Consider the following 24,155-nt stretch of genomic DNA (forward strand, 5'->3'; position numbering starts at 1 on the left):
GTGTATTGGGTTGACCCTGTTCCCTCTCCCCAACCCTCTCCCTGAAGGGAGAGGGGGCTAGTCCGTGCCGAGAGGAGGCCTGGTTTCAGCCGGCAATTACGGTGCTAGCCGGCTGACTCCAGAACATTAGCGTCTGCCCAACGGTCCTCTCTTCCTTCAGGGAGAGAGGGCTGGTCCGTGCCGAGAGGTGGCCTGGTTTCAGCCGGCAGCCACGGTGCCAGCCGGCTGACTCCAGAACATCAGCATCTGCCCAACGGTCCCCTCTCCCTTCAGGGAGAGGGCTAGGGAGAGGGCGCTCTTCGTGCTCTTCGAATTCCTCCCGCCCTTCAACCCCCACATGACCTCAGACCGGCTCCTGGCAAACATCCACCCAATCAGCCTCGACCAGGCTCGCCAGGCGTTCCGGGGCGATGCGCACGGCGCTGTGCAGGGCGCCGGCCGCCGGTAGCACTTCGTCGAAGGCGCGCAGCGACACGTCGCAGTACACCGGCAGCGGGCTGGCCAGGCCGAAGGGGCAGACGCCGCCCACCGGGTGGCCGGTGAGTTCCACCACTTCCTCGGCGCCGAGCATCTTCGCCTTGCCGCCCAGGGCTTCCTTGAGCTTGCGGTTGTCCAGGCGGGCGTCGCCGCGGGCGACCACCAGCACGGTGCGCTCGCCCACCCGTAGCGACAGCGTCTTGGCGATGCGCCCCGGCTCCACGCCGTGGGCCTCGGCGGCCAGGGCGACGGTGGCGGTGCTGGTGTCCAGTTCGATGATGGCGATGTCGGGGGCCTTCTCGGCGAAGAAGGCGCGGACCGATTCCAGGCTCATGCTGGGGCTCCTTGCTCGGGATTTCTCGGGAACCGGCCAATCTAGGGCCTCGGGCGGCGGGCGTCCAGCCTGGCGGGTGCGTTCGTCGCGCCGGCTTGCCCGGTCGCCGGGCCTGTCTATCGTTCTTCCTGTTTGCCGCCATCGACGCCCGGGCGCTGCCGACGAACGGTCTGCGCTGTTGTCGATCGCGCCCCGCGCGCATCGACTACCAGGCAGAGCGGGGCAGTGGGCCCACTCGACTTCACGAGAAGAGGAGAACCACCATGCGCTTCATGGCGATAGTCAAGGCCACCGCGGATTCGGAGGCCGGCGTCATGCCCTCGGAAGAACTGCTGACGGCCATGGGCAAGTTCAACGAGGAGTTGGTCGCCGCCGGGGTGATGCTCGCCGGCGAAGGCCTGCAGCCCAGTTCGAAGGGCGCCCGGGTGCGTTTCGACGGCGCCTCGCGCACGGTCGTCGACGGCCCCTTCGCCGAGACCCGCGAGCTGATCGCCGGCTTCTGGCTGCTGCAGTGCGATTCGCTGCAGGAATGCATCGACTGGATCAAGCGCTGCCCCAGCCCCTTCGACGGCCCGTCGGAGATCGAGATCCGCCAGGTCTTCGAGGCCGAGGACTTCGGCGCCGAATTCACCGAGGAACTGCGCGAGCAGGAAGAACGCCTGCGCGCCCGCATCGCCGGCCAGGACTGAGCCGGCAGGAGACTCCAGATGAAAATCCAGGCCTACCTGATCTTCGACGGCAACTGCGAGCAAGCCTTCACCCGCTACGCCGAGGTGCTCGGCGGCAAGCTGCCGATGCTCATGCGCTTCAAGGACGCCCCGGACATGGGGCAGATTCCACCCGACGCCGCCGACCGCGTGATGCACGTGCGCCTGGAGGTGGGCGACCAGGTGCTGATGGGCTCGGACAACTGCCCGCCGATGCCCTACGAGGGCACCAAGGGCGTGTCCGTCTCCCTGCAGGTGGACAGCAAGGCCGAAGCCCGGCGCATCTACGAGGCCCTGAGCGAAGGCGGCCAGGTCACCATGGAACTGCAGCAGACCTTCTGGGCCGCCGCCTTCGCCATGTTCACCGACCGCTTCGGGGTGCCCTGGATGATCAACTGCGAGCAGGACCGCTGATAGGCATATGCCTCCACCGTAGGAGCGCGCCATGCGCGATCGCGGGCATGGCCCGCTAGCGCACGAACGATCATGGCTTTTCGTAGGATGGTGTTGAGCGAAGCGATACCCATCAGCGCAACCGCATGGGTTTCGCAAGCTCAACCCATCCTACGAAGAGCGCCTCGGCGCGGCCTGCAAGACAGTTTCTCCTGCGGGTCCCTGGTCATTTTCGTGGTTTGGGCGGGTAGGGGCCTGTAGATTGGAATTGTTCGATAACCGCACCGATAGTCGATAATCGCATTGTTTGGCCCCCGGCCCCGGCGCTACTGTCTTGCCCATCGGCATCCACGGATGCCCTGGACCCCAAGACGAGACCGACAATGGCTGAACTCCTGACCCTGCGCGAAGCGGTCGAGCGTTTCGTGAACGACGGCGATACCGTCGCCCTCGAAGGCTTCACCCACCTGATCCCCACCGCCGCTTCCCACGAACTCATCCGCCAGGGCAAGAAAGACCTGCACCTGGTGCGCATGACTCCCGACCTGGTCTACGACCTGCTGATCGGCGCCGGCTGCGCCCGCAAGCTGACCTTCTCCTGGGGCGGCAACCCCGGCGTGGGCTCGCTGCACCGTCTGCGCGACGCGGTGGAGAAGGGCTGGCCGCAGCCGCTGGAAATCGACGAGCACAGCCACGCCGACCTGGCCAACTCCTACGTGGCCGGCGCCTCGGGCCTGCCGTTCGCGGTGCTGCGCGCCTATGCCGGCTCCGATCTGCCGAAGGTCAACCCGAACATCAAGTTCATCAACTGCCCGTTCACCGGCGAGCAACTGGCCGCCGTGCCCTCGGTGCGCCCGGACGTCACCGTGATCCACGCGCAGAAGGCCGACCGCAAGGGCAACGTGCTGCTGTGGGGCATCCTCGGCGTGCAGAAGGAAGCCGCCCTGGCCGCCAAGCGCTGCATCGTCACCGTGGAAGAGATCGTCGACGACCTCAATGCGCCGATGAACGCCTGCGTGCTGCCGACCTGGGCGCTGTCCGCCGTCTGCCACGTGCCCGGCGGCGCGCACCCGTCCTACGCCCACGGCTACTACGAGCGCGACAACCGCTTCTACCAGGCCTGGGACCCCATCGCCCGCGACCGCGAGACCTTCACCGCCTGGATCGACACCTACATCCGCGGCACTAAAGATTTCGCCGAGTTCCAGAAGAAAATCGCGGAGGGCAAATGATGAGCGCCTACAGCACCAATGAAATGATGACCGTGGCCGCCGCCCGTCGCCTGAAGAACGGCGCGGTCTGCTTCGTCGGCATCGGCCTGCCGTCCAAGGCCGCCAACCTGGCGCGCCTGACTTCCTCGCCGGACGTGGTCCTGATCTACGAATCCGGCCCCATCGGCGCCAAGCCCAGCGTACTGCCGCTGTCCATCGGCGACGGCGAGCTGGCCGAAACCGCCGACACCGTGGTGCCCACCGGCGAAATCTTCCGCTACTGGCTGCAGGGCGGGCGCATCGACGTCGGCTTCCTCGGCGCCGCCCAGGTCGACCGCTTCGGTAACATCAACACCACCGTCATCGGCGACTACGACAAGCCGAAAGTGCGTCTGCCCGGCGCCGGCGGCGCCCCGGAGATCGCCGGTTCGGCCAAGGAAGTGCTGATCATCCTCAAGCAGTCGCACCGCACCTTCGTCGACAAGCTGGCCTTCATCACCTCGGTCGGCCATGGCGAGGGCGGCGACCACCGCCAGCAGCTCGGCCTGCCCGGCAAGGGCCCGGTGGCGATCATCACCGACCTGTGCATCATGGAGCCGGAGGTCGGCAGCAACGAATTCATCGTCACCTCGCTGCACCCGGGCGTGAGCCGCGAGCAGGTGATCGAGAACACCGGCTGGGCCATCCGCTTCGCCGAGCAGGTCGCCGAGACCGTGGCGCCCACCGAGGTCGAGCTGCAAGCCCTGCGCGCCCTGGAAGCCCGCACCGCGGCCGCCCACGGCCAGCAAGGAGGTGAGGAATGAGCCGCGAGGTCTACATCTGCGACGCCGTGCGCACGCCCATCGGCCGCTTCGGCGGCGCGCTCTCGGCGGTGCGCGCCGACGACCTGGCGGCCACCCCGATCAAGGCCCTGGTCGAGCGCAACCCGCAGGTCGACTGGGCGCAGCTGGACGAGGTCTACCTCGGCTGCGCCAACCAGGCCGGCGAGGACAACCGCAACGTCGCGCGCATGGCGCTGCTGCTGGCCGGCCTGCCGGAGAGCATCCCCGGCGTGACCCTCAACCGCCTCTGCGCCTCGGGCATGGACGCGGTGGGCACCGCCTTCCGCGCCATCGCCAGCGGCGAGATCGAGCTGGCCATCGCCGGCGGCGTGGAGTCCATGTCTCGCGCGCCCTACGTGATGGGCAAGGCGGACAGCGCCTTCGGCCGCGGCCAGAAGATCGAGGACACCACCATCGGCTGGCGCTTCATCAACCCGCTGATGAAGGCCCAGTACGGCGTCGATGCGATGCCGCAGACTGCCGACAACGTCGCCGACGACTACAAGGTCAGCCGCGCCGACCAGGACGCCTTCGCCCTGCGCAGCCAGCAACTGGCCGGGCGCGCCCAGGCCGCCGGCTACTTCGCCGAGGAAATCGTCCCGGTGGTGATCAAGGGCCGCAAGGGCGAGACCGTCGTCGACACCGACGAGCACCCGCGCCCGGATACCACCCTGGAGGCCCTGGCCAAGCTCAAACCGGTCAACGGCCCGGACAAGACCGTCACCGCCGGCAACGCCTCGGGCGTCAACGACGGCTCGGTGGCGCTGATCCTGGCTTCCGCCGAGGCGGTGAAGAAACATGGCCTGAAACCCCGCGCCAAGGTGCTGGGCATGGCCAGCGCCGGCGTCGCCCCGCGGGTGATGGGCATCGGCCCGGTGCCGGCGGTGCGCAAGCTGCTGGAGCGCCTGAACCTGGCGGTGGGCGACTTCGACGTCATCGAACTGAACGAGGCCTTCGCCGCCCAGGGCCTGGCGGTCACCCGCGAGCTGGGCATCGCCGACGACGACGCGCGGGTCAACCCCAACGGCGGCGCCATCGCCCTCGGCCACCCGCTGGGCGCCAGCGGCGCCCGTCTGGTCCTGACCGCCGTGCACCAGTTGGAGAAGAGCGGCGGCAAGCGCGGCCTGTGCACCATGTGCGTGGGCGTGGGGCAGGGCGTTGCGCTGGCTGTCGAGCGCGTCTGAACGGTCGTCACTCCCGGTAGGATGGGTGGAGCGCAGCGATACCCATCTTCCTGGCAAAATCCCCGACGCCCGCCCCGAGCGGGCGTGGTTCCTGATTCAACGGAGTCCCCGATGCCTACCGTCAAGCTCGCCGACGGCGAACTGAACTACCTCCTCGAAGGCCCGGCCGGCGCGCCGGTGCTGGTGCTGTCCAACTCCCTGGGCACCGACCTGCACATGTGGGACGCGCAAATCCCTGCCTTCACCCAACACTTCCAGGTGCTGCGCTACGACACCCGCGGCCACGGCGCCTCGCTGGTCAGCGCGGGCCCCTACAGCATCGAGCAGCTCGGCCGCGACGTGCTGGCCCTGCTGGACGCGCTGAACATCGCCAAGGCCAGCTTCTGCGGCCTGTCCATGGGCGGCCTGATCGGCCAGTGGCTGGCGATCAACGCTCCTGAGCGCATCGAGCGCCTGGTGCTGTGCAACACTGCCGCGAAGATCGGCACCCCGGAAGTCTGGAACCCGCGCATCGACACCGTGCTTTCCGGTGGCGCCCAGGCCATGCGCGACCTGCGCGACGCCTCCATCTCGCGCTGGTTCACCGCCGACTTCGCCGAGGCCCAGCCGGGCAAGGTCGAGCCCATCGTGGCCATGCTGGCGCAGACCTCGCCGGAAGGCTACGCGGCCAACTGCGCCGCGGTGCGCGACGCCGACTTCCGCGAACAGCTGGGCGCCATCCGCGCGCCGACCCTGGTCGTCTGCGGCAGCGGCGACCCGGTGACCACCACCGAGCACGGCCGCTTCATGCAGGAACGCATCCAGGGCGCCGAGCTGGTGGAATTCCACGCCGCGCACCTGTCCAACGTCCAGGCTGGCGAGGCCTTCAGCGACAAGGTGCTGGCCTTCCTCCGCGCTTGAGGCGCCTGTCTTGCCGACTGCACCGAGGTGCTTTCGTAGGATGGGTTGAGCTTGCGAAACCCATGCTGCCATGGTGATGGGTATCGCTTCGCTCAACCCATCCTACGGGGTGCCAGCCGCGGTGTGTCCATGTAGGAGCGCGCCCTGCGCGCGAATCGCGGGCAGGGCCCGCTCCTACAGGCTCACGCCGAACGGCTCCCTCTCCCTCTGGGAGAGGGCTGGGGTGAGGGAACGGAATCACCCCGAGCCCCAGCGGTCCCGGCCAACACCGTCGATTGCCCGCATCAGGATTTCAACTCCTCCAGCTCCCGATACAACTCCAGCGCCTGCGGGTTGGCCAGGGCGTCGGTGTTCTTCACCGGCCTGCCGTGCACCACGTTGCGTACCGCCAGCTCGACTATCTTGCCGCTGAGCGTGCGAGGGATGTCGGCCACCGCGATGATCTTCGCCGGTACGTGGCGCGGGGTGGTGTTGGCGCGGATGGTCCGGCGGATTTTCTCCTCTAGCGACTCGTCCAACTGCACGCCTTCGCGCAGGCGCACGAACAGCACCACGCGCACGTCGCCTTGCCAGTCCTGGCCGATGGCGATGGATTCCAGCACCTCGTCGACCTTCTCCACCTGGCGGTAGATTTCTGCCGTGCCGATGCGCACGCCGCCGGGGTTGAGCACGGCGTCGGAGCGGCCGTGGATCACCAGGCCGCCGTGGGCGGTTTCCTCGGCGTAGTCGCCGTGGGCCCAGATGCCGGGGAAGGTGGCGAAGTAGGCGTCGTGGAATTTCTCGCCCCGCGGGTCGTTCCAGAAGCCCACCGGGATCGACGGGAAGTGCCGGGTGCAGACCAGCTCGCCCTTGCCGCTGCGCAGGCGCCTGCCCTCGTCGTCCCAGACCTCCACCGCCATGCCCAGGCCCTTGCATTGCAGCTCGCCGCGCCACACCGGCGCCGTGGGGTTGCCCAGGGCGAAGCAGGAGACGATGTCGGTGCCGCCGGAGATGGACGACAGGCACAGGTCGGCCTTGATGTCGCGGTAGACGTAGTCGAAGCTCTCGTGGGCCAGCGGCGAGCCGGTGGAGAGCAGCGTCTGCAGGCTGTCCAGGCTATGCGTCTGCGCTGGCTTCACGCCGGCCTTTTCCAGCGCGGCGATGTACTTGGCGCTGGTGCCGAACACCTTGATGGCCTCGGCGTCGACCAGGTCCATCAGCCGTTCCGGGCCGGGGTGGAAGGGCGAGCCGTCGTAGAGCACCAGGCTGGCGCCCACCGCCAGGCCCGAGACCAGCCAGTTCCACATCATCCAGCCGCAGGTGGTGTAGTAGAACAGCACGTCGCCGGAGTGCAGGTCGGTGTGCAGCGCGTGCTCCTTGAGGTGCTGCAGCAGCACGCCGCCGGTGGAGTGGACGATGCACTTGGGCACGCCGGTGGTGCCGCTGGAATAGAGGATGTACAGCGGATGGGCGAAGGGCACCGGGGTGAATTCGGGCTCGCCGCCGCTCTGGTAGAAGTCGTTCCACAGGGTAGTTAGAGCAACTGACTTGTAATCAGTTGGGCGAGCCTCTGGCCGCGCGTAGGGCACCACCACCAGTTGCTGCAGCGATGGCAGCTTTTCCAGTATCTCGTTGAGCTTGCCGGTCAGGTCCAGCACCTTGCCGGCGTAGCGGTAGCCGGCGCAGGCGATCAGCACCTTGGGCTCGATCTGGCCGAAGCGGTCGATCACCCCCTGGGTGCCGAAGTCCGGCGAGCAGCTCGACCAGGTGGCGCCCAGGCTGGTGGCGGCGAGCATGCCCACCAGAGTCTGCCAGGTATTGGGCATGAAAGCCGCCACGCGGTCGCCCACGCCCACCCCGGCAGCGCGCAGGCTGCGTTGCAGGCCGGCGACCTGGGCGGCCAGCTCGGCATGGCTGAGGCTTTCGCGGCTGCCGTCTTCGCCTATGGCCACCACTGCCGTGGCTTCGTCGCGGCGGCGCAGCAGGTGTTCGGCGAAGTTCAGGGTGGCGCCGGGGAACCAGCGCGCGTCGGGCATCCGCGGGCCTTCCTCCAGCACCGTGCGCGGCGGGCTGTGGAAGCGCACGTCGAAGCTGTCGACGATGGCCTGCCAGAAGGCCTCGCGGTGTTCGATGCTCCAGGCGTGCAGGGCGGGGTAGTCGGCTAGCGCCAGGCCATGGCGCTGGTTGACCTGCCGGCGGAAGGCGTCCATCCGGCTGGCGGCGATGCGTTCGGCGGAAGGGGTCCACAAGGGCTTCATAGGGGCGTCCGTCCATCCACTGCTTGTCCTGTCAGTGTGGCACGGGATTGCGACGTCTTCCGCCCGGCGACGATCCGGCGCTGGCCCCCGCCGGCTGGCGGCGGGGGCGGACGCTCACTGGGCGACCCAGCCGCCGTCCATGTTCCAGGCGGCGCCGCGCACCTGGGCGGCGGCCTCGCTGCAGAGGAACAGCGCCAGCTCGCCCAGTTGTTCGGGGGTGACGAACTCCAGGGACGGCTGCTTTTCCGCCAGCAGGTCGTGGCGCGCCTGCTCGGGGCTGGCGCCTTCGGCTATGCGCGCGTCTATCTGCTTCTGCACCAGCGGCGTCAGCACCCAGCCGGGGCAGATGGCGTTGCAGGTGATGGGCGTGGTGGCGGTTTCCAGGGCGACGCTCTTGGTCAGGCCGATCACCCCGTGCTTGGCGGCCACGTAGGCGCTCTTGCCGGCGGAGGCCACCAGGCCGTGGGTGGAGGCGACGTTGACGATGCGCCCCCAGTTGCGCCGGCGCATGCCCGGCAGCGCCAGGCGCGTGCTGTGGAACACCGCGGAGAGGTTGATGGCGATGATCGCGTTCCAGCGCTCCACCGGGAAGTTTTCCACGGCGTCCACGTGCTGGATGCCGGCGTTGTTGACCAGGATGTCCAGCGCGCCGAACTCGCGCTCGACATAGGCGATCATCTCGGCGATCTGCGCCGGCTCGGCCATGTCCGCCGGGTGGTGGCCGATCCGCGTGCCGTGGCGGCCCAACTCGGTCAGGGCGCCCTCGACATCGCCGAAGCCGTTGATCACCACCTGGGCGCCGGCCGCGGCCAGGCTGTGGGCGATGCCCAGGCCGATGCCGCTGGTGGCGCCGGTGACCAGCGCGATCTTGCCTTTGAGGTTCATGGTCGTTTCTCCTGCCTGTGGCGGCCCTCAGCGGGCCGCCGGGTGGTACACGGCATCAAACGATGCCGGTTGCGTAGAAGGTAGCGATCACCACGAAGACCGCCAGGGTCTTGATCAGGGTGATGGCGAAGATGTCCTTGTAGGCCTCGCGGTGGGTCAGCCCGGTGACCGCCAGCAGGGTGATGACCGCGCCGTTGTGCGGCAGCGTGTCCATCCCGCCGCTGGCCATGGCGGCGACGCGGTGCAGCACCTCCAGGGGGATGTTGGCGGCGTGGGCGGCGGCGATGAACTGCTCGGACATGGTCGCCAGGGCGATGCTCATGCCGCCGGACGCCGAGCCGGTGATGCCGGCCAGGGTGGTGACGGTGATGGCCTCGTTGACCAGCGGGTTGGGGATGCTCTTGAGCGCATCGGCCAGCACCAGGAAGCCCGGCAGCGAGGCGATGACCGCGCCGAAGCCGTATTCCGAGGCGGTGTTCATGGCCGCCAGCAGGGCGCCGGACACCGCGGTCTTGCTGCCCTCGGCGAGGCGGCTGCGGATCGCCCGGTAGCTGCTGGCCAGCACCAGCAGGATGCCCAGCAGCAGCGCCGCCTGCACCGCCCAGATGCCGGTGAGCTTGCTCACGTCGCTGGCCACCGGCGCGGCCATGCCGGCCAGTTGCAGGCTATGGGTTTTGCCGTAGAGCTGCGGGATCCAGTGGGTGAACAGCAGGTTGGCCACGCCCACCAGCACCAGCGGAGACAGCGCCAGCAGCGGGTTCGGCAGGGCGATGTCGCTGGCGGTTTCCGGCTCGTTGCGCAACTCGCGGCCGTAGCCCTCGCCGGCGGCGCGGGCGCGCCCGGCCTGGCGGCGCAGGAACAGCATGCCGACGAAGAACACGAACAGGCTGCCGATCAGCCCCAGCCAGGGCGCGGCCCAGCCGTTGGTGCCGAAGAAGGCGGTGGGGATGATGTTCTGGATCTGCGGGGTGCCGGGCAGGGCGTCCATGGTGAAGCTGAAGGCGCCCAGGGCGATGGTCGCCGGGATCAGCCGCTTGGGGATGTCGCTCTGGCGGAACATCTCGGCGGCGAAGGGGTACACCGCGAACACCACCACGAACAGCGACACGCCGCCGTAGGTGAGCAGGGCGCACACCAGCACTATCACCAGCATGGCCTGGCTGGTGCCGAGCAGGCGGATGGCCGCCGCGACTATGGAACGCGAGAAGCCCGACAGCTCGATGAGCTTGCCGAACACGGCGCCGAGCAGGAACACCGGGAAGTACAGTTTGACGAAGCCGACCATCTTCTCCATGAACACGCCGGTGAAGGCCGGCGCCACCGCCGACGGGTCGGTGAGGAGCACGGCGAGCAGCGCCGCGATGGGGGCGAAGAGGATGACGCTGTAGCCGCGGTAGGCGGCCAGCATCAGCAGGGCGAGGGCGGCGAGGGCGATGACCACGCTCATGGGCAGTTCTCCTGGAACTGCGCGGCACGGCGGCCGCGCATGATTATTGTGATGGTGGCGGGAACGCCGGCGGTTACCAGAGCGGCAGCACGTAGCTGAGGATCAGCCGGTTCTCGTCCAGGTCGTTGCCGAAGTGGCTGGAACGCACGCTAGCGTTGCGCCATTTGACGCCGAAGTTCTTCAGCGGCCCGCTCTGCACCACGTAGCCGATGTCCGTGTTGCGCTCCCACTCCTTGCCCTCCGGCTTGCCGGCGCCCAGCTCGATGTCGTCGCCGGACAGGTAGCGCGTCATGAAGGTCAGGCCGGGCACGCCCAGGGCGGCGAAGTCGTAGTCGTAGCGTAGCTGCCAGGACTTCTCGTCGCGGTTGGCGAAGTCGCCGATCTGCACGAAGTTGACCAGGAAGGCGTCGGTGCCGCCGATGTAGGCGAAGCCGGTGTCGCCGTTCATGACCTGGTAGCCGGCGCCGAAGGCATGGCCGCCGAGGCTGTAGGTGAGCATGGCGCCGAAGGCGCGGTTGTCGACGTTGCTGTGGCCGTCGTCCTTGGAGCGGGCGAAGCGCAGGTCGGTCTTCAGCGATTGGCCGTCGGCGATGGGCAGCACGTGCAGCAGGTTGACGATGTGCTGGTCGTACAGGCCGTCGAGCTTGGCGTAGTTGTAGCCGGTGGTCAGCTGCGGCGTCCATTTGTAGCTCAGGCCGGCGAAGTCGAAGCGGTCGCTGTCGGCGCTGGCGACGATGCCGCGGGCGTTGCCGGTGGTGAGCGTCATGTCCTCGCTGTCGGAGGAATCGCGCTGGCTGACCTGGCGCAGGCGGCCGGCGTCGAAGGTCAGGCCGGCGAACTCGGCGGAGTTCAGGTGCGCGCCCTGGAAGGTCTGCGGCAGCAGGCGCGAGTCGTTGGCCAGCACGCTGGGTAGCTTGGGCAGCAGGGTGCCGACCTTGAGCACGCTGTGGGAGGCGCGCAGCTTGGCGGTCAGGCCCAGTTCGCTGTAGTCGTCCTGGGCGCCGTGGACCTTCTCGCGATCGCGCGGCAGCAGGCCGGAGCCGGCGCGGTCGGGGCTGGAGTCGAGCTTCACGCCCAGCAGGCCGATGGCGTCGACGCCCACGCCGATGGTGCCCTCGGTGAAGCCGGATTCGTAGCGCAGCAGGAAGCCCTGCGCCCATTCCTCCTGTTTCGACTGGGGCGCGGCGTCCTGGCGGAAGTCACGGTTGAAGTAGAAGTTGCGCAGTTCGAGGCTGGCCTTGCTGTCGGCGAGGAAATCGGCCTGGACGGGGAGCGCGATGCCGAGGGTGGAGCCCAGGGTGGCGAGGGCGACGGCATGGTTGAGCGGGGTTCTGCTCATGTTTGCTAGTACTCCTGGCGCGGCGCGGCGGCGAACCGGGGCGGGCCGTGGGCCCCGTGGGTAACGTTCGTGCGCGGACGGCGTTGGTTGTTGTTATGTCGGCGTGCGGCGGATGGCCGCCCGGGCCGGATAGCGAGAACCGTGCCAGATGAGTAACTATCTGATTTTAAAGGGATTTATTTGGGTTTGCGGGGGTCGCGCGCCGGGCTTTGTCTCCATTCGTGGACAAAGACGCATTCCATATGCCTGAAGACACCTGGAATTCGGGTTGTCTCTGAATGTAGAAAAGTCTCTGTTTCAGGACGAAAGGCCCAGGGCGGCCATCTTCTTGTACAGCGTCGAGCGGCCCAGCCCCAGGCGCCGCGCGGCCGCCTCGACGTTGCCGGCCTGTTCGGCCAGCACGTTGCCGATCAGCTCGCGTTCGAAGGCCTCGCGGGCGGCGTAGAAGTCCTGGCCCTCGGCCAGGCTGGCGCGGTTGCCGTCCGCCTGTGCCGGCGGCGCCTGCAGCGGGCCGAGGGCGGCGCGCAGGGCCTGGGCGTCCAGTTGCGCCCGGTCGTTGAGCAGCACGGTGCGCTCCAGCAGGTTGCGCAGCTCGCGCACGTTGCCCGGCCAGGCGTGGCGGCGCAGCAGGGCGAGGGCGTCGGCGTCCAGCTCGTAGAGGGCGTGGTTGTCCTCGCGCAGGTCGTCGAGGATCGCCTCGCACAGCGCCGGCAGGTCCTCCAGGCGCTCGCGCAGCGGCGGTATCCCGATGGGCACCACGTTGATGCGGTAGTACAGGTCGGCGCGGAAGCGGCCCTCGCGCACGGCCTTGTCCAGGTCGATAGAGGTGGCCGCGATCAGCCGCACGTCGCTGCGCAGCACTTCGTTGGAGCCTACCGGCTCGAATTCCTTCTCCTGCAGCACGCGCAGCAGCTTGCTCTGCAGCGGCAGGGGCATGTCGCCGATCTCGTCGAGGAACAGGGTGCCGCCCTGGGCGATCTGCAGCTTGCCCGGGCGGCCCTTGCGGTCGGCGCCGGTGAAGGCGCCCGGCGCGGTGCCGAAGAACTCCGCCTCCAGCAGGGTTTCCGGAATGGCCGCGGCGTTGATGCTGACGAAGGCCTTGCCGGCCCGCGCCGAGGCGCTGTGGATGGCGTGGGCGAGCAGCTCCTTGCCGGTGCCGGTCTCGCCCAGCAGCAGCACCGGCGCCTCGCTGGTGGCGGCGCGGCGGGCGCGGCGCTTGACCTCCAGGCTGGCGCTGCCGTTGCCGATGAAGTGCGCCAGGCTGTATTTGGCCTGGCGCGCCTGCAGCAGCGAGCGGGTGGAGGCCAGCTCCTGGCGCATGCGCTGGTAGCGGCTGAGCAGCGGCGACAGCGAGCGCAGCTCGTCGAACAGGGCAAAGCCGATGGCGCCGATGACCTGCCCGGCGTCGTCGCGGATCGGCATGCGCATCACCACCAGCGGGTCGCGCGGCATGTCGAGGATGTCCAGCAGCATCGGCCGGCCGCTGCGCACCACCTCGCGCATCAGGCTGCCGGGGATCACGCTCTCCACCGGCCGGCCGACGGCCTGCTCGGCCTCGTCCAGGCCGAAGCGCTGGGCGTAGCGCTGGTTGATCCAGACGATGTTGGCGTCGCGGTCGACGATCACGGTGCCCTCGCTGAACTGCTCGAAGATCTCGAACAGCGAGCGGATCGCCAGCTGGCGGACGCTCTGGTAGTCCGTGAGAGGGGAGTTGTCGTGCATGGGCGGCCTGGTGCTTGGGGGGCTTTGAGCGGGCACTGTACCGGGATGTGGGAGGTGGGTCAGTAGGGACGGGGGAGAAAGCGGGAGTGGAGTATGGGGTGGGTTCTGGTGTGGCGGGGGAGTCCGCAACCCTCTCCCCAGCCCTCGGCTGCGCGCCCCGCCCTGAAGGGAGAGGGGGCTAGTCCGTGCCGAGAGAAGGAATGGTTCCAGCCGGAAACCTCCGGCGTTGCCGGCTAACGCCATGACAGCAAACCCTGCCCAACGGTCCCCTCTCCCTTCAGGGAGAGGGTTAGGGAGAGGGCGCTCTCAACCCCGAACACCCAAGTCCCCGGGAAACACCATCACTCCGCCGCCTGCATCCCCTGCGTCTGCTTCGCCTGCTTGTAACGCAGCGCCACCGCCGGCACCGGCGAGGCCTTGCCGGTTTCCACCCAGCGGCGGATGCGCGCGGCGTCGGCCACGTGGGTGCGCTTGCCGAAGGCGTCGAGCAGGGCCAGGGCCACCGGGCGGCCGTTCATCACCGTGACCATCACCAGGCAATGCCCGGCCTGGTTGGTGAAGCCGGTCTTGGTCAGGCGGATGTCCCACTTGCCGGCGCGCACCAGCGGGTTGGTGTTGAAGAAGCTCAGCGCGTAGTTCGGGTGGCTGAAGCGCGCATCCTTGGTCGCGGTGGTGCTCAGCTCGCGGATCAGCGGGTACTGGTAGGCGGCCTTGACCAGGCGGATCAGGTCATGGGCGGTGGAAGTGTTGTCGATCGACAGGCCGGTGGGCTCGACGTAGTGGGTGTGCAGCATGCCCAGGGACTTCGCCTTGGCGTTCATCGCCTTGACGAAGGCCACGCTGCCGCCCGGGTAGTGGTGGGCCAGGCTGGCGGCGGCGCGGTTTTCCGAGGACATCAGCGCCAGCAGCAGCATCTGCCGGCGGTCGATGCGGCTGCCCAGGTGCACGCGGGAGAAAACGCCCTTCATCTCGGCGGTCTCGGAGATGTCCACGTCTATCTGCTCGTCCAGCGGCAGCTTGGCGTCGAGCACCACCATGGCGGTCATCAGCTTGGTCACCGAGGCGATCGGGCGGACCACGTCGGGGTTGCTGGAATACACGACCTTGTCGGAGTTCAGGTCCACCACCAGGGCGCTGCCGGAGGCCAGGACCAGCTGGCTGGGGGTGACTTCCGCCTTACTGGCGGCGAGGGCGGGCAGGGCGAGGGCAAAGGTACAGGTGAAGAAAAGGCCCAGGATCGAACGACGAGTGTTCATGGATGTGATTCGCACAAGTGGGAGGGGCTACATCCATGTAGGCAATTTCCCAGAATTCTAATCCATGACCGGTGAGCGTGCATCAGCCTGGCAGCGGGCCAGGGGAAAGAATTTCAAAGGCTTGCAGGCACAAGTGCGTGTATCACTTTGAAAGCGCAGCGGCGGGAATGAGAAAGTGTCTCGCCAAGTGTTGCGAAATGCGAATCCCGCGCCTGGGTGTCGGCTGTCGGATTATTCCAAGTATCTGATTCTCAAGGTGTTCTGATTCTGTGGCATGAAGCTTGACTGGCTAAGCTGTAGAGAGCGAGGCGGATCGCGGGCTTGCGTTTACCTTTACGTTAACGTAAAGATGCTCCGCGAGCCGCCGACCGGCCGGTCGTGCCCATGCCTGTGGGCCCGGTCGTGAGCCCAGTCCCAGAACAAGCACAACAAGGGAACGCCATGAACCACCCGAGCTATACCCGTGGCCGCCAGGACAAGCCGCTGCTGGCCATGACCATAGGCGCTGCCTTCGACGACACCGCCAGCCGCTTCGCCGACCGCGAGGCGCTGGTGGTGCGGCACCAGAACCTGCGCTACACCTGGGCCCAGCTGGCCGAGGCGGTGAGCGCCACGGCCCGCGCCTTCCTCGCCCTGGGTCTACGCCAGGGCGACCGCCTGGGCATCTGGGCGCCGAACTGCGCGCAGTGGTGCATCACCCAGTTCGCCAGCGCCAAGATCGGCGCCGTGCTGGTCAACATCAACCCGGCCTACCGCGCCAACGAGCTGGAGTACGCGCTGAAGCAGTCCGGCTGCCGTTGGCTGGTGTGCGCCGACGCCTTCAAGACCTCCGACTACCACGGCATGCTCGCCGAACTGCTGCCGGAGCTGCGCGACTGCCGCCCGGGCGAGCTGAACAGCGCGCGCCTGCCGGAGCTGAGCGGGGTGGTCAGCCTGGCCGCCCAGGTCCCGGCCGGGTTCCTCCGCTGGGACCAGCTGGAAGGCATAGGCGCCGCGGTATCCGCCGAGGAGCTGGCGCAGCGCCAGGCGCTGCTGCAGTTCGACGAGCCGATCAACATCCAGTACACCTCCGGCACCACCGGCTTCCCCAAGGGCGCCACCCTCAGCCACTACAACATCCTCAACAACGGCTACATGGTCGGCGAGAGCATCGGCCTCACCGAGCACGACCGCCTGGTGATCCCGGTGCCGCTGTACCACTGCTTCGGCATGGTGATGGGCAACCTCGGCTGCATGACCCACGGCGCCACCATGATCTACCCGGCGCCCAGCTTCGAGCCGGAGGCGACCCTCGCTGCCGTGGCCGAGGAACGCGCCACCGCGCTGTACGGCGTGCCCACCATGTTCATCGCCGAGCTGGACCACCCGCGCCGCGCCGAATTCGACCTGTCCAGCCTGCGCACCGGGATCATGGCCGGCGCCACCTGCCCGATCGAGGTGATGCGGCGGGTCATCAATGAAATGCACATGGCCGAGGTGCAGATCGCCTACGGCATGACCGAGACCAGCCCGGTGTCGCTGCAGACCGGCCCGGACGACGAGCTGGAAATCCGCGTGACCACCGTCGGCCGCACCCAGCCGCAGCTGGAGAGCAAGATCATCGACGGCGACGGCCGCATCGTCCCGCGCGGCACCATCGGCGAGCTGTGCACCCGCGGCTACAGCGTGATGCTCGGCTACTGGAACAACCCCCAGGCCACGGCCGAGGCCATCAGCCCGTCGCGCTGGATGCTCACCGGCGACCTGGCGGTGATGGACGAGGCGGGCAACGTGCGCATCGTCGGGCGCAGCAAGGACATGATCATCCGCGGCGGCGAGAACATCTATCCGCGCGAGATCGAGGAATTCCTCTACACCCACCACGCCGTGGCCGACGCCCAGGTGATCGGCATCCCCGACGACAAGTACGGCGAGGAGCTGGTGGCCTGGGTCAAGTTCCATCCCGGCCACGGCGTCGACGAGGAGGAACTGCGGGCCTTCTGCAAGGCGCGCATCGCCCACTTCAAGGTGCCGCGCTACTTCCGCTTCTGCGACGAGTTCCCGATGACGGTGACCGGCAAGATCCAGAAGTTCCGCATGCGCGAGATCAGCATCGAGGAACTGCGTGGCTGACGGACGCGAGGCGCCATGCCGGTAGAGAAGGGCACCATCTCCATCCGCCTGGTCAACGAGGCCCTGGCCGAACCCGTTCGCCAGGGCCTCGACGCGTCCGCGCTGCTGGCCGCGGCGGGCATCGCCGGCGAACTCGTCGGCAAGCCCTATGCGCGGGTGCCGATCCAGGCCTATTCGCGGCTCTGGCTGCGTTTGGCGCGGGCGCTGGACGACGAATTCTTCGCCATGAACCCGCGGCGGATGAAGTCCGGCAGCTTCAACTTCATGGCCCGCACGGCGATCCACGAAGCGACCCTGGAGGCTGCGCTGGAGCGTGCCCTGGCCTTCCTCGGCCTGGTCTTCGACGGCCTGCAGCCGCGCCTGGTGAGCCAGGACGGGGTGGCCGCCATCCAGCTCGACGAGGGCGCGGCGCCGGCGCAACGGGCCTTCTGCTACTTCACCCTGTACCTGATGGTCCACGGCCTGGCCTGCTGGCTGGTGGGCCGGCGCATCCCCATCCTCGCCATCGACCTGCGCAGCCCGCAGCCGGACTACATCGAGGACTACCGGGTGATGTTCAGCGACAACCTGCGCTTCGCCCGCCGGCAGACGCGCCTGCTGTTCAACGCCGAGGCCCTGGCCCTGCCGGTGCGCCGCGACGAGCGCGAGCTGCGGCGCTTCCTGGTCGGCGCCCCGGCCAACATCCTGGTGCGCTACCGCGACCCGCAAAGCCTGGCGGCGCGCATCAAGGCCTACCTGCGCAGCCAGCGCTGCGAGCGCTGGCCGGACCTGGAGGCGCTGGGCAGCCACTTCTACATGGCGTCCTCGACGCTGCGCCGCAAGCTCGCCGCCGAGGGCCAGTCGTACCAGGCGCTGAAGGACCAGTTGCGCCGCGACCTGGCCATCGCCCGGCTGGACGCCGGCGAAGGCAACTTCGCCGAACTGGCCGAGGAACTCGGCTTCGCCGACACCAGCGCCTTCTACAAGGCCTTTCGCAAGTGGACCGGCTCCACCCCCGGCCAGTACCGCGCGCTGATGCAGCAGGAAAACGACTGGCCCGACGCCTGCAGAAATCCCCCGCCAGGCCGATAGCCTGGGGCACTCCCACGTTCCAAGGACCTCCGCCCATGTTCCTGACGCGCCTTTCGATCCAGTGGAAGATCACCCTGCTGGCCGGCCTCTGCCTGTTGTGCACCGTGTCAGCCAGGTCGAGCAGGCGGTGGCCGCGCTGCAGCGCATCGGCGAGGCGGTGGGGGTGATCAACGACATGAACCTGCAGATCGCCAGCGCCGCCGAGGAACAGAGCGCGGTGGCCGAGGAGATCAACCGCAACGTGGCGGGCATCCGCGACGTGACCGAATCGCTGTCCGGCCAGGCGCAGGAGTCGGCGCAGATCAGCCAGTCGCTGAACGACCTGGCGAATCACCAGCAGGGGCTGATGGGGCAGTTTCGGGTGTGATCGGCGGGCTCCCATACACCCGTAGGATGGCGTTGAGCGAAGCGATACCCATCGCCGCGGCCGCATGGGTTTCGCAGGCTCAACCCATCCTACGAAGAGCGCCTCGGCGCAGGGACGTAGGGCGCATAACCGTTCGCGGTTATGCGCCGTTGGCCGGAAACACCAATGCCCAGGTCCACACCCGTAGGATGGCGTTGAGCGAAGCGATACCCATCGCCACGGCCGCATGGGTTTCGCAAGCTCAACCCATCCTACGAAGAGCGCCTCGGCGCAGGGGCGTAGGGCGCATAACCGTTCGCGGTTATCCGCCGTTGGCCGGTACACCGATGCCCCGGTCCACACACACCCGTAGGATGGCGTTGAGCGAAGCGATACCCATCACCGCGGCCGCATGGGTATCGCAAGCTCAACCCATCCTACGAAAGCACCTCTGCGTCAGCCCTTGCTCACGCTGGCCGCGGTCTGGCCGAAGAGGATCTTCTTGCCTTCCTCGGTCACCGACGGCCGCGACGAGTACGCCTGGCCCTTCTCATAGGCGCGCACGGTCGCCGGCCGGGCGGCTATCCCCTCGAACCAGCGCTTGAGGTGGGGGAAATCGTCCAGGTCCTGCTGCTGGCGCTGCCACGGCACCACCCAGGGATAGCTGGCCATGTCGGCGATGCTGTAGTGCTCGCCGGCGAGGTAGGGCACTTTCGCCAGGCGCTTGTCCATCACGCCGTACAGGCGGTTGGTCTCGTTGACGTAGCGCTGCATGGCGTAGGGCAGCTTTTCCGGCGCGTATTGCACGAAGTGGTGGTTCTGCCCGGCCATCGGGCCCAGGCCGCCGACCTGCCAGAACAGCCATTCCAGCACCGTCTTGCGCCCGCGCACGTCGGCCGGCATGAACTGGCCGGTCTTTTCCGCGAGGTAGACGAGGATGGCGCCGGATTCGAACACGCTGATCGGCTCGCCGCCGTCCGCCGGGGCGCTGTCGATGATGGCGGGCATGCGGTTGTTCGGCGAGAAGGCGAGGAACTCCGGCTTGAACTGGTCGCCGGCGCTGATATCGACGGGGTGGATGCGGTAGTCGAGCCCCGCCTCTTCGAGGAACAGGGCGATCTTGTGGCCGTTGGGGGTGGGCCAGTAGTACAGCTCGATCATGGGACCTCCTGAAATGGCGACGCCCCGGCACCATGCCGGGGCGTGCAACGCCCGCGCCCAGGAGAGCGGCGCGGGCTGAAAGCCAAGGCTATAGCTTTACTTGCGGTCGATCCAGACGGTCTGCGGGTTGAGGAACTCGCGCAGGCCGAAGTGCGACAGCTCGCGGCCGAAACCGCTCTTCTTCACGCCGCCGATCGGCACGCGCGGGTCGGAGGCGGAGAAGCCGTTGATGAACACGCCGCCGCTGACCAGGCGCCGCGCCATGTGCTGGGCCTTGGCCTTGTCGGCGCTCCAGATGGCGCCGGACAGGCCGAACTCGCTGTCGTTGGCCAGTTCCAGGGCGTGCTCGGCGTCGCGTGCGACTATCACCGAAGCCACCGGGCCGAAGATTTCCTTGGCGAAGGCGGTGTTGCCCGGCTTCACGTCGGCCAGCACGGTCGGCGCGTAGTAGTTGCCTTCGCCTTCCAGCTTGTGGCCGCCCAGCAGCAGGCGGGCGCCGTCGGCGATGGCCTGTTGCACCTGGCCGTGCAGCTCGTCGCGCAGGTCGAAGCGGGCCATGGGGCCGACGAAGGTGTCGTCCGCCAGCGGGTCGCCGATCTTCAGCGCCTTGACCGCGGCCAGCAGCTTCTCGGTGAAGGCCGGGGCGATGGATTCCTCGACGATCATGCGCTTGGCGGCGATGCACACCTGGCCGCAGTTGCCGAAGCGGCTGGCCACGGCGGCCTTCACGGCGGCGTCCAGGTCGGCGTCGGCCAGCACGATGAAGGCGTCGGAACCGCCCAGCTCCAGCACGCACTTCTTCAGCGCGGCGCCGGCCTGGGAGGCGATGGCCGCGCCGGCGCCCACGCTGCCGGTCACGGCGATGGAGGTGATGCGGTCGTCGGCGATGGCCTTGGAGACCAGCGGCGGCTCCACGTTCAGCACCTCGAACACGCCCTCGGGCAGGCCGGCCTGCAGCCAGGCATCGCGCAGCTGATAGGCGCAGCCCATGACGTTCGGCGCGTGCTTGAGCACGTAGGTGTTGCCGCCGAGGATGATGCTCACCGCGCCGCGCATGACCTGCCAGGTGGGAAAGTTCCACGGCATCACGGCCAGCACCGGGCCCAGCGGCAGGTAGGAGATGTACGCGCCTTCGATGCTGGTCTTCTCGTCTTCCAGCATGGCCGGGCCGTGCTCGGCGTACCAGTCGCAGAGGTTGGCGCACTTGTTGATCTCGCCGCGCGCCTGGGTGACCGGCATGCCCATTTCCCGGGCTTCCATGCGGGCCATGGGCTCGACGTCGGCGCGCAGCACCTCGGCCATCCTGCGCAGCACGGCGACGCGCTCGGCCACCGGGGTTTCGCGCCACTGGCGGAAGGCGGCGTCGCTGCGGGCCAGGGTGCTTTCCAGCTGGGCGGCGTCCTCGAAGGGGTAGCGGGCCAGTTCCTGGCCGGTGGCGGGGCTGCGCGAGATGGCAGCGGGGATGGCGGCGATCTGGTTCATGGAAGGTCCTTGCACGGCAGGTGGGGCTGGCCGCCGTCGGTCGGCGGCGTCGGTTGTCCGGCCGGCGCCACTGGCGCCGGCATGGGGAAGAAAGTAAGGTGGCGCTTCATTCATGACAAATGAATAATTCAGAAAGGATCATTCTCCCGGAGAGAAACGTGGACCTGACCCAACTGGAGTTCTTCCGCGCCGTCGCCCAGGACGGCAGCATCACCGCCGCCGCGGGCCGCCTGCACCGCGTGCCGTCGAACCTGACCACGCGCATCAAGCAGCTGGAAAGCGAGCTGGGCGCCGAGCTGTTCATCCGCGAGAAGTCGCGCCTGCGCCTGTCGCCCACCGGGCGCAGCTTCCTCGACTACGCCGAGCGCATCCTCGACCTGGTGGAAGAGGCGCGCCAGGTGGCCAGCGGCGCCGAGCCCCACGGCAGCTTCTCCCTGGGTTCGATGGAAAGCACCGCGGCGGTGCGCATCCCCGAGCTGCTGGCGCGCTACCACCAGCGCTTCCCCAAGGTGCAGCTGGACCTCTCCACCGGTCCGTCGGGCGAGATGATCGACGGCGTGCTCTCCGGGCGTTTCATCGCCGCCTTCGCCGACGGCCCGGCCAACCACCCGCAGCTGGACGGCCGCCCGGTGTTCCAGGAGGAACTGGTGCTGATGAGCGCCCAGGGCCACCCGCCGGTGCGCGACGCCCGCGACGTGGCGGGGGAGACGGTGTTCGCCTTCCGCGACACCTGCTCCTACCGCAAGCGCCTGGAAGGCTGGTTCGCCGAGCAGCGCGTGGTGCCGGGCAAGATCATGGAGATGGAGTCCTACCACGGCATGCTGGCCTGCATAGCCGCCGGCGGCGGGGTGGCGATCATCCCCAAGGCGATGTTCGACAGCCTGGCCGGCGGGCGCAACGTGACCATCCACCACCTGGCCCCCAGCCACGCCGAAGCCACCACCTGGCTGTTCTGGCGCCGCGGCACCGACACCCCGGCATTGCGCGCCTTCATCGGCCTGCTGGAACCGGAGCAGCGGGAGGCGGCGTAGGGCGTATAACCGCGAACGGTTATACGCCCTACGGTGCTGTTAGGGATCAGGATGACTCTGAACTCCCCGGCCCCTCAGGACAGCCCCCTCTCCCGCTTGCGGGAGAGGGGCTTTTCGTCATCAATGCGCCGCAGCCTTCACCGTCCTTGGCGGCGCGTGCTCTGCATGCTCGTTCTCCTCGTCGATCACCGGCACCTCGTTGCCGTCCTTGTCGTGCAGCCTGCCGTTGAGGAAGTAGTCGCCCTCGTTCAGCGCGGCGATGTCGCGGTAGCGCAGGGTGCGCTCCTCGGCGGCGACGAACACCGACTGCTGGTCCGAGTTGCCGGTCTTGAAGTGGTTGAACAGCAGGTTCAGGGCGATGGCCATGATGGCCGAGGAGCTGATGCCGGAGTGGAAGATGGTTTCCACCCAGCCGGGGAAGTTGTGGTAGAAGTTCGGCGCCGCGATCGGCAGCATGCCGAAGCCCAGGGCGGTGGCGACTATCACCAGGTTCATGTTGTTGTGGTAGTCCACCTTCGACAGGGTGCGGATGCCGCTGGCCGCCACGGTGCCGAACAGCACCAGGCCGGCGCCGCCGAGCACCGCCGGGGGCACCGCGGCCACCACCCGGCCGACCACCGGCAGCAGGCCGAGGGTCACCAGGATCAGCCCGCCGGTGGCCACCACGTAGCGGCTCTTCACGCCGGTCACCGCCACCAGGCCGACGTTCTGGGCGAAAGCGCTCTGGGTGAAGGAGCCGAAGATCGGCGCCAGGATGCTCGACAGCATGTCGGCGCGCAGGCCGTTGCCCAGGCGCTTGGAGTCCACCTTGGTGCCGATGATCTCGCCCACGGCGAGGATGTCCGCCGAGGTTTCCACCAGGGTCACCAGGATCACGATGCTCATGGAGATGATCGCCGCCAGGTGGAAGGTCGGCATGCCGAAGTGGAAGATCTCCGGCATGGCCAGCATCGGGCCTTCGGCGACCTTGGAGAAGTCGGTCATGCCCAGGGCGTAGGCGATGCCGGTGCCGATCACCATGGCCAGCAGGATCGACAGGCGCGAGATGGCGGCGCTGCCCAGCTTGCTCAGCAACAGCACGATGACCAGGGTCACCGCGGCCAGGCCGATGTTCGCCGTGCTGCCGAATTCCGCCGCCTTGGGGTTGCCGCCCATGGCCCAGCGCGCGGCCACCGGCATCAGCGTCAGGCCGATGGTGGTGATGACCACGCCGGTGACCAGCGGCGGGAAGAACTTGGTGATGCGCGAGAACACCGGGGTGATCAGCAGGCCGATGGCCGAGGCCGCCATTACCGCCCCCAGCACCGCGGGGATGCCGCCGCCCTCGTAGCCGGTGGTGAGGATGGCGAGCATGGTCGCCACCCCGGCGAAGGACACGCCCTGCACCAGCGGCAGCTGGCTGCCGAAGAAGGGCAGGCCGAGGGTCTGCAGCAGCGTGGCAAGGCCGCCGGCGAATAGCGACGCGGCGATCAGGGTGCCGATCTCGGCGGGCGACAGGCCGGCGGCCTGGCCGAGGATCAGCGGCACGGCGACGATGCCGCCATACATGGTCAGAACGTGTTGCAGGCCGTACGCCAGGTTGGCGCCGACACCGAGGTTCTCGTCTTCCGGGCGGGTGCTGGAAGACGCTACAGCTGAACGGTCATTCATGGCTGGAGGACTCGCTTGTTTTTGTTGTGCCGAGCACTGTAAACACGGTTGTTCCTGTTTGGCTACTACCTTGTATACAAAATCTTGTTCGACAATCTGAACTATCTGATTCGAAAGAGAAAATAATCTTCCGAGAAATGCGCAAGCGACCGCCTGCACGCCGTCCGGAGCGAAGCAAGAACCTGGCCAGGTCGTCAGGAATTTTGGATGCAGGAGTGTCGCTGGTCGGCACGGCCCGCGTGGCGCGAGGGCATGGCCATTGCGTCGGCCATGGAGCCAGGTGGCCAGAGGGAAGAAGTGCACGGAAGTCGGGCGCCGCGGCCTCAAGATGGTGCCGCCTACGCCCGGCTTCACGGAATGCGGGCGCGCAAATGAAAAACGCCGCGACG

At 68.0% G+C, this 24,155-nt stretch carries 19 protein-coding genes and 1 pseudogene; 10 read left to right on the top strand and 10 right to left on the bottom strand.

Translation table 11 applies throughout. From position 1 onward, the window contains the following. Positions 1 to 343: 343 nt before the first annotated feature. Positions 344 to 811: a YbaK/EbsC family protein gene (locus QSJ95_RS02515; protein WP_009622248.1), complete on the bottom strand. Its 468-nt coding sequence runs from the start codon at positions 809 to 811 to the stop codon at positions 344 to 346. A gap of 263 nt (positions 812 to 1,074) precedes the next feature. Between QSJ95_RS02515 and QSJ95_RS02520 the strand changes: the two genes are divergently transcribed. The 6 genes from QSJ95_RS02520 (at position 1,075) to pcaD (ending at position 6,027) form a co-directional block, all read left to right on the top strand. Then, a complete protein-coding gene (locus QSJ95_RS02520; protein ID WP_043272923.1) occupies positions 1,075 to 1,500 on the top strand; it encodes a YciI family protein in 426 nt (141 codons plus the stop codon). Positions 1,501 to 1,518: 18 nt separating this feature from the next. Next, positions 1,519 to 1,932: a VOC family protein gene (locus tag QSJ95_RS02525; RefSeq protein ID WP_043315507.1), complete on the top strand. Its 414-nt coding sequence runs from the start codon at positions 1,519 to 1,521 to the stop codon at positions 1,930 to 1,932. A gap of 362 nt (positions 1,933 to 2,294) precedes the next feature. Beyond that, positions 2,295 to 3,143 carry a CoA transferase subunit A gene (locus QSJ95_RS02530; protein ID WP_009622241.1) on the top strand — a complete coding sequence of 283 codons (849 nt, stop codon included), beginning with the start codon at positions 2,295 to 2,297 and terminating at the stop codon, positions 3,141 to 3,143. Next, positions 3,143 to 3,925, top strand: coding sequence for a CoA-transferase subunit beta (locus QSJ95_RS02535; RefSeq protein ID WP_285639753.1), 783 nt, complete (start codon positions 3,143 to 3,145; stop codon positions 3,923 to 3,925). The genes QSJ95_RS02530 and QSJ95_RS02535 overlap by 1 nt, the downstream gene beginning before the upstream one ends. Continuing rightward, positions 3,922 to 5,127 carry a 3-oxoadipyl-CoA thiolase gene (gene pcaF / locus QSJ95_RS02540; RefSeq protein ID WP_256511433.1) on the top strand — a complete coding sequence of 402 codons (1,206 nt, stop codon included), beginning with the start codon at positions 3,922 to 3,924 and terminating at the stop codon, positions 5,125 to 5,127. The genes QSJ95_RS02535 and pcaF overlap by 4 nt, the downstream gene beginning before the upstream one ends. Before the next feature lie 111 nt (positions 5,128 to 5,238). After that, the gene (pcaD, locus tag QSJ95_RS02545; protein WP_285639759.1) at positions 5,239 to 6,027 is read left to right on the top strand and encodes a 3-oxoadipate enol-lactonase; all 789 of its coding nucleotides are present in this window, start codon (positions 5,239 to 5,241) and stop codon (positions 6,025 to 6,027) included. A 284-nt stretch (positions 6,028 to 6,311) separates the two neighbouring features. Here pcaD and QSJ95_RS02550 read toward each other — a convergent pair whose 3' ends face one another. The 6 genes from QSJ95_RS02550 to pbpG all read right to left on the bottom strand — a co-directional run bounded on the left by QSJ95_RS02550 (position 6,312) and on the right by pbpG (position 14,913). Continuing rightward, the gene (locus QSJ95_RS02550) at positions 6,312 to 8,264 is read right to left on the bottom strand and encodes an acetoacetate--CoA ligase (RefSeq protein ID WP_061561674.1); all 1,953 of its coding nucleotides are present in this window, start codon (positions 8,262 to 8,264) and stop codon (positions 6,312 to 6,314) included. A 114-nt stretch (positions 8,265 to 8,378) separates the two neighbouring features. Continuing rightward, positions 8,379 to 9,149, bottom strand: coding sequence for a 3-hydroxybutyrate dehydrogenase (locus QSJ95_RS02555; protein ID WP_285639762.1), 771 nt, complete (start codon positions 9,147 to 9,149; stop codon positions 8,379 to 8,381). Between the two features lie 55 nt (positions 9,150 to 9,204). Further along, positions 9,205 to 10,596, bottom strand: a complete 1,392-nt coding sequence (locus QSJ95_RS02560; RefSeq protein ID WP_285639764.1) for a GntP family permease — start codon at positions 10,594 to 10,596, stop codon at positions 9,205 to 9,207. A 73-nt stretch (positions 10,597 to 10,669) separates the two neighbouring features. Continuing rightward, entirely contained in the window at positions 10,670 to 11,935 is a 1,266-nt protein-coding gene (locus tag QSJ95_RS02565) for an OprD family porin (protein ID WP_285639766.1), read from the bottom strand. Positions 11,936 to 12,232: 297 nt separating this feature from the next. Continuing rightward, positions 12,233 to 13,657, bottom strand: a complete 1,425-nt coding sequence (locus QSJ95_RS02570) for a sigma-54 interaction domain-containing protein (protein WP_043272651.1) — start codon at positions 13,655 to 13,657, stop codon at positions 12,233 to 12,235. A gap of 341 nt (positions 13,658 to 13,998) precedes the next feature. Continuing rightward, complete coding sequence (pbpG, locus tag QSJ95_RS02575) at positions 13,999 to 14,913, bottom strand: D-alanyl-D-alanine endopeptidase (protein WP_197887857.1); 915 nt, start codon at positions 14,911 to 14,913, stop codon at positions 13,999 to 14,001. Positions 14,914 to 15,354: 441 nt separating this feature from the next. Here pbpG and QSJ95_RS02580 point away from each other — a divergent pair, with 441 nt between their 5' ends. From QSJ95_RS02580 to QSJ95_RS02590, 3 genes and pseudogenes are all read left to right on the top strand, one after another. Next, a complete protein-coding gene (locus QSJ95_RS02580) occupies positions 15,355 to 17,025 on the top strand; it encodes an AMP-binding protein (RefSeq protein ID WP_285639769.1) in 1,671 nt (556 codons plus the stop codon). Between the two features lie 15 nt (positions 17,026 to 17,040). After that, entirely contained in the window at positions 17,041 to 18,096 is a 1,056-nt protein-coding gene (locus QSJ95_RS02585; RefSeq protein WP_285639771.1) for an AraC family transcriptional regulator, read from the top strand. 106 nt (positions 18,097 to 18,202) lie between these two features. Beyond that, positions 18,203 to 18,463, top strand: a pseudogene (locus tag QSJ95_RS02590) (chemotaxis protein); the annotation flags it as partial. Between the two features lie 435 nt (positions 18,464 to 18,898). On the opposite strand, the gene QSJ95_RS02595 reads toward QSJ95_RS02590, so the two are convergent. Both QSJ95_RS02595 and QSJ95_RS02600 read right to left on the bottom strand, forming a co-directional pair. After that, complete coding sequence (locus QSJ95_RS02595) at positions 18,899 to 19,603, bottom strand: glutathione binding-like protein (RefSeq protein WP_285639773.1); 705 nt, start codon at positions 19,601 to 19,603, stop codon at positions 18,899 to 18,901. Between the two features lie 96 nt (positions 19,604 to 19,699). After that, positions 19,700 to 21,085, bottom strand: coding sequence for an NAD-dependent succinate-semialdehyde dehydrogenase (locus QSJ95_RS02600; RefSeq protein WP_285639775.1), 1,386 nt, complete (start codon positions 21,083 to 21,085; stop codon positions 19,700 to 19,702). 158 nt (positions 21,086 to 21,243) lie between these two features. Here QSJ95_RS02600 and ptrR point away from each other — a divergent pair, with 158 nt between their 5' ends. Then, the gene (gene ptrR, locus QSJ95_RS02605) at positions 21,244 to 22,116 is read left to right on the top strand and encodes a putrescine utilization regulator PtrR (protein WP_009622223.1); all 873 of its coding nucleotides are present in this window, start codon (positions 21,244 to 21,246) and stop codon (positions 22,114 to 22,116) included. Positions 22,117 to 22,236: 120 nt separating this feature from the next. Here ptrR and QSJ95_RS02610 read toward each other — a convergent pair whose 3' ends face one another. Further along, entirely contained in the window at positions 22,237 to 23,766 is a 1,530-nt protein-coding gene (locus QSJ95_RS02610; RefSeq protein ID WP_285639817.1) for a nucleobase:cation symporter-2 family protein, read from the bottom strand. Between the last annotated feature and the right edge of the window lie 389 nt (positions 23,767 to 24,155).

The organism is Pseudomonas sp. NBRC 100443 (assembly GCF_030268185.1).
GTDB classification, from domain to species: Bacteria; Pseudomonadota; Gammaproteobacteria; order Pseudomonadales; family Pseudomonadaceae; genus Pseudomonas; species Pseudomonas citronellolis.

Excerpts from the sequence above, each read along its gene's own strand:
- QSJ95_RS02515 (WP_009622248.1), bottom strand. The coding sequence starts at position 811 with ATGAGCCTGGAATCGGTCCGCGCCTTCTTCGCCGAGAAGGCCCCCGAC.
- QSJ95_RS02520 (WP_043272923.1), top strand. The coding sequence starts at position 1,075 with ATGCGCTTCATGGCGATAGTCAAGGCCACCGCGGATTCGGAGGCCGGC.
- QSJ95_RS02525 (WP_043315507.1), top strand. The coding sequence starts at position 1,519 with ATGAAAATCCAGGCCTACCTGATCTTCGACGGCAACTGCGAGCAAGCC.
- QSJ95_RS02530 (WP_009622241.1), top strand. The coding sequence starts at position 2,295 with ATGGCTGAACTCCTGACCCTGCGCGAAGCGGTCGAGCGTTTCGTGAAC.
- QSJ95_RS02535 (WP_285639753.1), top strand. The coding sequence starts at position 3,143 with ATGAGCGCCTACAGCACCAATGAAATGATGACCGTGGCCGCCGCCCGT.
- pcaF (WP_256511433.1), top strand. The coding sequence starts at position 3,922 with ATGAGCCGCGAGGTCTACATCTGCGACGCCGTGCGCACGCCCATCGGC.
- pcaD (WP_285639759.1), top strand. The coding sequence starts at position 5,239 with ATGCCTACCGTCAAGCTCGCCGACGGCGAACTGAACTACCTCCTCGAA.
- QSJ95_RS02550 (WP_061561674.1), bottom strand. The coding sequence starts at position 8,264 with ATGAAGCCCTTGTGGACCCCTTCCGCCGAACGCATCGCCGCCAGCCGG.
- QSJ95_RS02555 (WP_285639762.1), bottom strand. The coding sequence starts at position 9,149 with ATGAACCTCAAAGGCAAGATCGCGCTGGTCACCGGCGCCACCAGCGGC.
- QSJ95_RS02560 (WP_285639764.1), bottom strand. The coding sequence starts at position 10,596 with ATGAGCGTGGTCATCGCCCTCGCCGCCCTCGCCCTGCTGATGCTGGCC.
- QSJ95_RS02565 (WP_285639766.1), bottom strand. The coding sequence starts at position 11,935 with ATGAGCAGAACCCCGCTCAACCATGCCGTCGCCCTCGCCACCCTGGGC.
- QSJ95_RS02570 (WP_043272651.1), bottom strand. The coding sequence starts at position 13,657 with ATGCACGACAACTCCCCTCTCACGGACTACCAGAGCGTCCGCCAGCTG.
- pbpG (WP_197887857.1), bottom strand. The coding sequence starts at position 14,913 with ATGAACACTCGTCGTTCGATCCTGGGCCTTTTCTTCACCTGTACCTTT.
- QSJ95_RS02580 (WP_285639769.1), top strand. The coding sequence starts at position 15,355 with ATGAACCACCCGAGCTATACCCGTGGCCGCCAGGACAAGCCGCTGCTG.
- QSJ95_RS02585 (WP_285639771.1), top strand. The coding sequence starts at position 17,041 with ATGCCGGTAGAGAAGGGCACCATCTCCATCCGCCTGGTCAACGAGGCC.
- QSJ95_RS02595 (WP_285639773.1), bottom strand. The coding sequence starts at position 19,603 with ATGATCGAGCTGTACTACTGGCCCACCCCCAACGGCCACAAGATCGCC.
- QSJ95_RS02600 (WP_285639775.1), bottom strand. The coding sequence starts at position 21,085 with ATGAACCAGATCGCCGCCATCCCCGCTGCCATCTCGCGCAGCCCCGCC.
- QSJ95_RS02610 (WP_285639817.1), bottom strand. The coding sequence starts at position 23,766 with ATGAATGACCGTTCAGCTGTAGCGTCTTCCAGCACCCGCCCGGAAGAC.